Genomic DNA, 8,181 nt, shown 5'->3' with positions numbered 1-8,181 from the left:
TCAAGATGACTGTTGAGCTAATCGCACCAATCGCAATGGACGAAGGTCTACGTTTCGCGATCCGTGAAGGTGGCCGTACAGTAGGTGCTGGTGTTGTTGCTAAGATCTTCGAATAATTCTTAACGAATTGACGAAGATGTCTGAAAATCTTTTGAATAAGATTTGACGAACCAGTAGCAAAAAGGGCATCATTTGATGCCCTTTTTCTGCGCTGAAGATAATTTTTGCTGTTTTCTTGTGCAAAATGCGTCGGGCGCAGAGCAAGATTAGGCAGAGAGGCTTAATCTTAAGAGAGTAACGCTGATTTTTTCAGCGATATGGAGTTTGCCCTGCAACAGCGGGGTTGTTGTCGTCTATAGTAAGACTTGTGACAGGTTGGTTTTATGAAAGCAAATAATGCTGAAACTCCTGATAGCTCAAACGCAGCTGATACGTTCAAGTGGGTCGCCGCTTTCGTATTGGCAGCGGCCGCTGTTGTGGGTAATTACCTGTATGGTGATATGTCTGTAGTACTTCGTGCTGCAGGTGTGGTTGTTCTGATTGCTGGCGCTCTTGGCGTCGCTGCAACCACGACTAAAGGTAAAGCAGCGATCAGTTTTGCAAAAGAATCCCGTATGGAGGTTCGTAAAGTGGTTTGGCCAACGCGTCAAGAAACCATGCAAACAACACTGATCGTTTTAGCTGTAAGTATTGTAATGGCTCTAGCGCTATGGGGCATTGACGGCATCATGGTTCGTCTAGTTGCTCTAGCGACTGGGGTATAGAGGGTTTTAATTCATGAGTGAAGCTCCAAAAAAACGCTGGTATGTGGTTCAAGCCTTCTCTGGATTTGAAGGTCGCGTAGCTCAATCTCTTCGCGAGCATATCAAAATGCATGGTATGGAAGAGCTATTTGGTGAAGTACTGGTTCCTACTGAAGAAGTAGTGGAAATGCGCGCAGGTCAACGTCGTAAATCTGAGCGTAAGTTCTTCCCGGGTTACGTCCTTGTTCAGATGATTATGAACGATGAATCATGGCACCTAGTACGCAGTGTGCCGCGTGTCATGGGCTTCATTGGTGGTACCTCAGATCGTCCTGCACCTATCACAGACAAAGAAGCTGACGCAATTCTTAACCGTCTTGAGAAAGCGAGTGAAGCACCTCGTCCACGTACTATGTATGAGGCAGGTGAAGTGGTACGTGTTAACGAAGGTCCATTTGCTGACTTCAATGGTACTGTTGAAGAAGTGGATTACGAGAAGAGCCGCCTGAAAGTGTCTGTGTCGATCTTTGGTCGCGCAACACCAGTTGAGCTTGAATTTGGTCAAGTTGAAAAACTTGATTAAAAAAACACCTGAATAGGGTTGTTTAAGGCGCGAATTATGACTATAATTTCGCGCCTTTTTACTTCTTCTGAAGTAAAAAGTATTTTACGTAAACGGGGAGCTGATCAGTGGATTAGCGTTTGAACCCAAAACTTAGGAATTATCATGGCTAAGAAAGTTGAAGCTTACATCAAGCTACAAGTTGCAGCTGGTATGGCGAACCCAAGTCCACCAGTAGGTCCTGCTCTAGGTCAGCACGGTGTTAACATCATGGAATTCTGTAAAGCGTTCAACGCGAAAACAGAATCTATCGAGAAAGGTCTACCTACTCCAGTAGTTATCACTGTATACAACGACCGTTCTTTCACGTTCATCACTAAGACTCCACCTGCGGCGGTTCTTCTGAAGAAAGCGGCTGGCGTTAAGTCTGGTTCAGGTCGTCCAAACACTGAAAAAGTGGGTACTGTAACTGACGCTCAAATCCAAGAAATCGCAGAAACTAAAGCTGCTGATATGACTGGTGCTGACATCGAAGCGATGAAACGCTCAATCGCTGGTACTGCTCGTTCAATGGGCCTAGTGGTAGAGGGTTAAGATCATGGCAAAACTAACTAAGCGCATGCGCGTAATCCGCGAAAAAGTCGACGTAACTAAAGAATACGAAATCAACGAAGCTGTAGCTCTTCTTCAAGAACTAGCAACTGCTAAATTCGTTGAGTCTGTAGACGTTGCTGTTAACCTTGGCATCGATGCTCGTAAATCTGACCAGAACGTACGTGGTGCAACTGTACTACCTCACGGTACTGGCCGCGAAATCCGCGTTGCAGTGTTCACTCAAGGTGCAAACGCTGAAGCAGCTAAAGAAGCTGGCGCAGACATCGTTGGTATGGAAGATCTTGCTGAGCAAGTGAAGAAAGGCGAAATGAACTTCGACGTAGTTGTTGCTTCTCCAGATGCAATGCGCGTTGTAGGTCAACTAGGTACTATCCTAGGTCCTCGCGGTCTAATGCCAAACCCTAAAGTTGGTACTGTAACTCCTAACGTTGCTGAAGCAGTTAAGAACGCTAAAGCTGGTCAGGTTCGTTACCGTAACGACAAAAACGGCATCATCCACACTACTATCGGTAAAGCAAACTTCTCTGCTGAGCAGATCAAAGAGAACCTAGAAGCACTTCTAGTTGCTCTGAAGAAAGCTAAGCCATCTTCTGCTAAAGGTACTTTCCTGCAGAAAGTAAGCATCTCTACTACCATGGGTGCTGGTGTTGCTGTTGATCAGGCTAGCCTGAACACTCAAGCATAATTTATTTGCTTAGGCGCGAAATTTGTGTATAATTTTGCGCCTAATATTTGTGGTTGGGGCTGAACTTTGGTTCATTAAATTCTTCTAGAATTTGTTGTGAATTATGACCCAGTCTCCGTCCAAGACCGTAGGTGTCTGAATTTGTTTTTCAAATGATGACTTAATTGTCCTACGTAGATGGTGCCCGAACTGACAGAAAGCTCTATGTAAATAGTTACCTTTCTTCTGGGAAGCACCTCAATAGCTCTCACTGTTGTGATAATAGTGAGTGGTGTAATAACAACCAGGAGTAAATCCAAGATGGCTTTAAACCTTCAAGACAAAAAAGCAATTGTTGCTGAAGTCAACGAAGCAGCCAGTGGTGCACTTTCTGCAGTTGTAGCTGACTCTCGTGGCGTTGAAGTGAGCGCGATGACATCTCTACGTAAACAAGCTCGTGAAGCTGGTGTTTACGTACGAGTTGTTCGTAACACTCTAATGCGTCGTGCGGTTGAAGGTACTGAGTACGAGTGTCTAACTGACACTTTCACTGGTCCTACACTAATCGCATTCTCTAACGAGCACCCAGGTGCTGCAGCGCGTCTTTTCAAAGACTTCGCTAAAGAGAACAAAGACTTCGAGATCAAAGCTGCTGCATTTGAAGGCGCGCTAACTGACGCTGAAGTACTAGCGACACTACCAACTTACGACGAAGCAATCGCACGCCTAATGATGTGCATGAAAGAAGCTTCTGCAGGCAAGCTGGTACGTACCTTCGCTGCTATCCGCGATCAAAAAGAAGAAGCTGCGGCGTAAGCCTTGCTTTTTTCTGGTTGCTTAATAAACTTATTGTTGATTTAAAAGAGAATTGTTATGTCTATTACTAACGAGCAAATCCTAGATGCAGTTGCAGAAATGTCTGTAATGCAAGTTGTTGAACTAATCGAAGCAATGGAAGAGAAATTCGGTGTTTCTGCTGCTGCTGCTGTTGTAGCTGGCGGCGCTGCTGCAGGCGAAGCTGCTGCTGAGCAAACTGAATTCGACGTAATCCTAGAATCTGCTGGCGGTAACAAAGTTGCTGTAATCAAAGCAGTACGTGGCGCAACTGGTCTAGGTCTGAAAGAAGCTAAAGCTCTTGTAGACGGCGCTCCAGCACCTCTGAAAGAAGGCGTTGAGAAAGCAGAAGCTGAAGCTCTTAAAGCTCAGCTAGAAGAAGCTGGTGCAAGTGTTACTGTTAAGTAATTATTGCATAGTTTCTTAGCCTGACGGCTAATGGCTGGTGGTTTTTTAACCACCGGCCTTTTTGCGCTGTAGGGTATAGGCGAATTTTCCCGCTGTTTAAGCGCCTGATATCCAAGCAAAACACATTTCATTCCTACGCAATGAAGTGTTACTACAGTAAACAGCTAGATTAGTCACTGTCCCTTACCCCCCTTAAGTAACTAGGAGCGGGCGGACAGTTTGGGTCACTTATCAGCGAGCTGAGGAACCCCATGGTTTACTCTTATACCGAGAAAAAGCGCATCCGTAAGGACTTTGGTACTCGTCCACAAGTTTTGGACATTCCATACCTGCTATCGATCCAGCTCGATTCGTTCGACAAATTTATCGAACAGGATCCTGAAGGGCAATACGGTCTTGAGGCTGCTTTCCGTTCTGTATTCCCGATTCAGAGCTACAACGGCAACTCTGAGCTGCAATACGTTAGCTACCGTCTTGGTGAGCCAGTATTTGACGTGAAAGAATGTCAAATTCGCGGCGTTACGTATTCAAAGCCACTACGCGTAAAACTACGCCTGGTTATCTTTGATAAAGACGCGCCAGCAGGTACCGTAAAAGACATTAAAGAACAAGAAGTCTACATGGGTGAAATCCCACTCATGACTGAAAATGGTACCTTCGTAATTAATGGTACCGAGAGGGTTATCGTATCCCAGCTGCACCGAAGCCCAGGCGTGTTCTTCGACAGCGATAAGGGTAAGACCCACTCTTCAGGTAAAGTTCTCTACAACGCACGTGTTATTCCTTACCGTGGTTCATGGCTTGATTTCGAGTTTGATCCTAAGGATAACCTGTACGTGCGTATCGACCGCCGTCGTAAACTGCCGGCTTCGATTATCCTTCGTGCACTAGGTAAGTCGACAGAAGAGATCCTGGATATCTTCTTCGAGAAAGTGAACTTCGAAGTGAAAGACCAGACTCTATTGATGGAGTTGGTTCCGGATCGTCTGCGCGGTGAAACTGCGTCATTCGACATTGAAGCGAACGGTAAAGTTTACGTTGAGCAAGGTCGCCGTGTAACGGCTCGCCATATCCGCCAACTTGAAAAAGAAAGCGTGGATCATATCGAGGTACCGGTTGAGTACATCGTAGGTAAAGTTGCATCGAAAGATTACATCAACGAAGCAACCGGCGAGATCATCGTTGCTGCTAACCAGGAAATCAGCCTGGAAGCACTAGCAAATCTTTCTCAAGCTGGCCATAAAGCGCTAGAAGTTCTGTTTACGAACGATCTAGACCACGGTCCATTCATGTCAGAAACACTACGTATCGACAGCACTGTTGATCGTATTTCTGCATTGGTAGAAATCTACCGCATGATGCGCCCGGGCGAGCCACCAACAAAAGAAGCAGCAGAAGCACTGTTCGAAAGCCTATTCTTCTCGGAAGAGCGTTACGATCTGTCGACCGTTGGTCGTATGAAGTTCAACAGCTCTATCGGCCGTACTGATGCTCAAGAGCAAGGTACGCTTGACGAGACAGATATCGTTGAAGTGATGCAGAAGCTGATCGCGATCCGTAACGGTAAAGGTGAAGTCGACGATATCGACCACCTGGGTAACCGTCGTATCCGTTCTGTTGGTGAAATGGCTGAAAACCAATTCCGCGTTGGTCTTGTACGTGTTGAGCGTGCAGTGAAAGAGCGCCTAAGCCTTGGTGATCTTGATGCAATCATGCCTCAAGACCTGATCAACGCTAAGCCTATTTCAGCCGCGGTTAAAGAATTCTTTGGCTCTTCACAGCTGTCACAGTTCATGGACCAAAACAACCCGTTGTCAGAAGTTACGCACAAACGTCGTATCTCTGCATTGGGCCCTGGCGGTCTGACTCGTGAACGTGCAGGCTTCGAGGTACGTGACGTACACGTAACTCACTACGGTCGTCTATGTCCGATCGAAACACCTGAAGGTCCAAACATCGGTCTGATCAACTCTCTGTCTGCGTTTGCGCGCTGCAACGAGTACGGTTTCCTAGAGACTCCATACCGTCGCGTAGTAGATGGCGTTGTTACAGACGAAGTAGATTACCTATCTGCCATCGAAGAAGGCCAATTCGTTATCGCACAGGCTAACGCTGCGCTAACTGAAGAAGGTACGTTTGCCGATGAGCTGATCACCGCTCGTCAGAAAGGTGAATCTGGTCTACACCCTCGTGAGCACGCCCAGTACATGGACGTTGCGACCAACCAGGTTGTATCTATCGCTGCATCGCTTATCCCGTTCCTAGAACACGATGATGCGAACCGTGCATTGATGGGTGCGAACATGCAACGTCAGGCAGTTCCAACACTGAAAGCTGACAAACCGCTTGTAGGTACTGGTATTGAACGTAACGTAGCGGTTGACTCCGGTGTAACTGCAGTTGCGAAACGTGGTGGTGTAATCCAGTCAGTAGACGCTTCTCGTATCGTTGTGAAAGTGAACGAAGAAGAATTGGTACCTGGCGAAGCTGGTATCGACATCTACAACCTGACGAAATACACCCGTTCTAACCAGAACACGTGTATTAACCAGCGCCCATGTGTAATGCCAGGTGAACCTGTACTACGTGGTGATGTTCTTGCTGATGGTCCTTCAACTGACCTGGGTGAGCTAGCGCTTGGTCAAAACATGCGTATCGCGTTTATGCCTTGGAACGGCTACAACTTCGAGGACTCGATCTTAGTATCTGAGCGCGTAGTTCAAGAAGACCGTTTCACAACAATCCACATTCAAGAACTGACTTGTGTGGCACGTGATACCAAGCTGGGTTCTGAAGAGATCACAGCGGATATTCCAAACGTAGGTGAATCTGCTCTGTCTAAACTAGACGAGTCAGGTATCGTTTACATCGGTGCTGAAGTTAAGGGTGGTGACATCCTGGTTGGTAAAGTAACCCCGAAAGGTGAAACTCAACTAACGCCTGAAGAGAAGCTACTACGTGCAATCTTCGGTGAAAAAGCATCTGACGTTAAAGATACTTCACTGCGTGTACCTAACTCTGTTTCAGGTACGATTATCGACGTTCAAGTCTTCACTCGCGATGGCGTAGAGAAAGACAAGCGTGCGCTTGAAATCGAGCAAATGCAGCTTAAAGAAGCGAAGAAAGACCTAACTGAAGAATTCCAGATTCTTGAGGGTGGCCTTTTAAACCGTGTTAAAGCTGTGCTGATCGAAGGCGGCTACTCTGAAGCGAAACTAGACGCGACTGAACGTAAGAAGTGGCTAGAACTAACGCTGGAAGATGACGCACTACAAACTCAGCTAGAGCAACTGGCAGAGCAGTGGGACGAGCTAAAAGCTGACTTCGATAAGAAGTTCGAAACCAAGCGTCGCAAGATCACTCAAGGTGATGATCTGGCACCTGGCGTACTGAAGATCGTTAAGGTTTACCTAGCGGTTAAACGTCGTATCCAGCCTGGTGATAAGATGGCGGGTCGTCACGGTAACAAGGGTGTAATCTCTAAGATCAACCCTGTTGAAGACATGCCATACGATGAGAAAGGTCAGCCGGTCGACATCGTACTTAACCCACTGGGTGTACCTTCGCGTATGAACATCGGTCAGATCCTAGAAGTACACTTAGGTCTGGCAGCGAAAGGTATCGGTGACAAGATCAACCAGATGGTGAAAGAGCAGCAAGAACTGGCGAAATTCCGTGAGTTCCTACAAAAAGTTTACGATCTGGGCGACACTCGCCAGAAAGTAGATATTGCTTCTCTATCAGATGACGAAGTACGTACTTTGATCAAGAACCTGCGTGGTGGTCTACCAATCGCGACTCCAGTATTTGACGGTGCACCAGAAGCGTCAATCAAAGCACTTCTTGAGCTAGCGGACCTACCAACATCTGGTCAGCTAACGTTGTTTGATGGTCGCACAGGTGATGCGTTTGAGCGTCCTGTAACTGTAGGTTACATGTACATGCTGAAACTGAACCACCTTGTTGATGACAAGATGCACGCTCGTTCAACTGGTTCGTACAGCCTGGTAACTCAGCAACCACTTGGTGGTAAAGCTCAGTTCGGTGGTCAGCGTTTCGGTGAGATGGAAGTATGGGCACTGGAAGCATACGGTGCAGCTTACACCCTACAAGAAATGCTAACGGTTAAGTCGGATGACGTTAACGGCCGTACTAAGATGTACAAAAACATCGTAGATGGTAACCACAGCATGGAACCTGGTATGCCAGAATCGTTCAACGTACTGTTGAAAGAGATCCGCTCGCTAGGTATCAACATCGAGCTAGAAGACGAAGAGTAATCCGTTTCTCTCTTGACTAAGGTTGAGAGAATGAAAAGCGATTATTTGGAAGAAGGTGCTCACTTTCGGGTGAGC

The 8,181-nt window shown here is 46.7% G+C and carries 7 protein-coding genes and 1 pseudogene; all 8 read left to right on the top strand.

The window, feature by feature from the left end:
• Positions 1–116, top strand: a pseudogene (locus tag P2G85_RS19690) (elongation factor Tu); the annotation flags it as partial.
• 267 nt (positions 117–383) lie between these two features.
• Positions 384–764, top strand: coding sequence for a preprotein translocase subunit SecE (gene secE / locus P2G85_RS19685; RefSeq protein WP_275865767.1), 381 nt, complete (start codon positions 384–386; stop codon positions 762–764).
• Positions 765–777: 13 nt separating this feature from the next.
• Positions 778–1,326 carry a transcription termination/antitermination protein NusG gene (nusG, locus tag P2G85_RS19680; RefSeq protein WP_005384681.1) on the top strand — a complete coding sequence of 183 codons (549 nt, stop codon included), beginning with the start codon at positions 778–780 and terminating at the stop codon, positions 1,324–1,326.
• Positions 1,327–1,470: 144 nt separating this feature from the next.
• Positions 1,471–1,899, top strand: a complete 429-nt coding sequence (gene rplK / locus P2G85_RS19675; RefSeq protein ID WP_006957115.1) for a 50S ribosomal protein L11 — start codon at positions 1,471–1,473, stop codon at positions 1,897–1,899.
• Between the two features lie 4 nt (positions 1,900–1,903).
• Complete coding sequence (rplA, locus tag P2G85_RS19670) at positions 1,904–2,605, top strand: 50S ribosomal protein L1 (protein ID WP_045954529.1); 702 nt, start codon at positions 1,904–1,906, stop codon at positions 2,603–2,605.
• Positions 2,606–2,905: 300 nt separating this feature from the next.
• Positions 2,906–3,400 (top strand): 50S ribosomal protein L10, encoded by a 495-nt coding sequence (gene rplJ, locus P2G85_RS19665; RefSeq protein ID WP_275865766.1) that lies wholly within the window; start codon positions 2,906–2,908, stop codon positions 3,398–3,400.
• A gap of 57 nt (positions 3,401–3,457) precedes the next feature.
• Positions 3,458–3,826 carry a 50S ribosomal protein L7/L12 gene (gene rplL / locus P2G85_RS19660; protein ID WP_275865765.1) on the top strand — a complete coding sequence of 123 codons (369 nt, stop codon included), beginning with the start codon at positions 3,458–3,460 and terminating at the stop codon, positions 3,824–3,826.
• 251 nt (positions 3,827–4,077) lie between these two features.
• Positions 4,078–8,106 carry a DNA-directed RNA polymerase subunit beta gene (gene rpoB / locus P2G85_RS19655; protein ID WP_275865764.1) on the top strand — a complete coding sequence of 1,343 codons (4,029 nt, stop codon included), beginning with the start codon at positions 4,078–4,080 and terminating at the stop codon, positions 8,104–8,106.
• Positions 8,107–8,181 lie beyond the last annotated feature (75 nt).

Source organism: Vibrio sp. CAU 1672, from assembly GCF_029223195.1.
Classification (GTDB): Bacteria; Pseudomonadota; Gammaproteobacteria; order Enterobacterales; family Vibrionaceae; genus Vibrio.
This window is presented reverse-complemented; position numbering and strand designations above follow the sequence as displayed.

What these genes read in the sequence shown, in the direction of transcription:
- rplJ (WP_275865766.1), top strand. Translation starts at nt 2,906, where the DNA reads ATGGCTTTAAACCTTCAAGACAAAAAAGCAATTGTTGCTGAAGTCAAC.
- rplL (WP_275865765.1), top strand. Translation starts at nt 3,458, where the DNA reads ATGTCTATTACTAACGAGCAAATCCTAGATGCAGTTGCAGAAATGTCT.
- secE (WP_275865767.1), top strand. Translation starts at nt 384, where the DNA reads ATGAAAGCAAATAATGCTGAAACTCCTGATAGCTCAAACGCAGCTGAT.
- rplK (WP_006957115.1), top strand. Translation starts at nt 1,471, where the DNA reads ATGGCTAAGAAAGTTGAAGCTTACATCAAGCTACAAGTTGCAGCTGGT.
- nusG (WP_005384681.1), top strand. Translation starts at nt 778, where the DNA reads ATGAGTGAAGCTCCAAAAAAACGCTGGTATGTGGTTCAAGCCTTCTCT.
- rplA (WP_045954529.1), top strand. Translation starts at nt 1,904, where the DNA reads ATGGCAAAACTAACTAAGCGCATGCGCGTAATCCGCGAAAAAGTCGAC.
- rpoB (WP_275865764.1), top strand. Translation starts at nt 4,078, where the DNA reads ATGGTTTACTCTTATACCGAGAAAAAGCGCATCCGTAAGGACTTTGGT.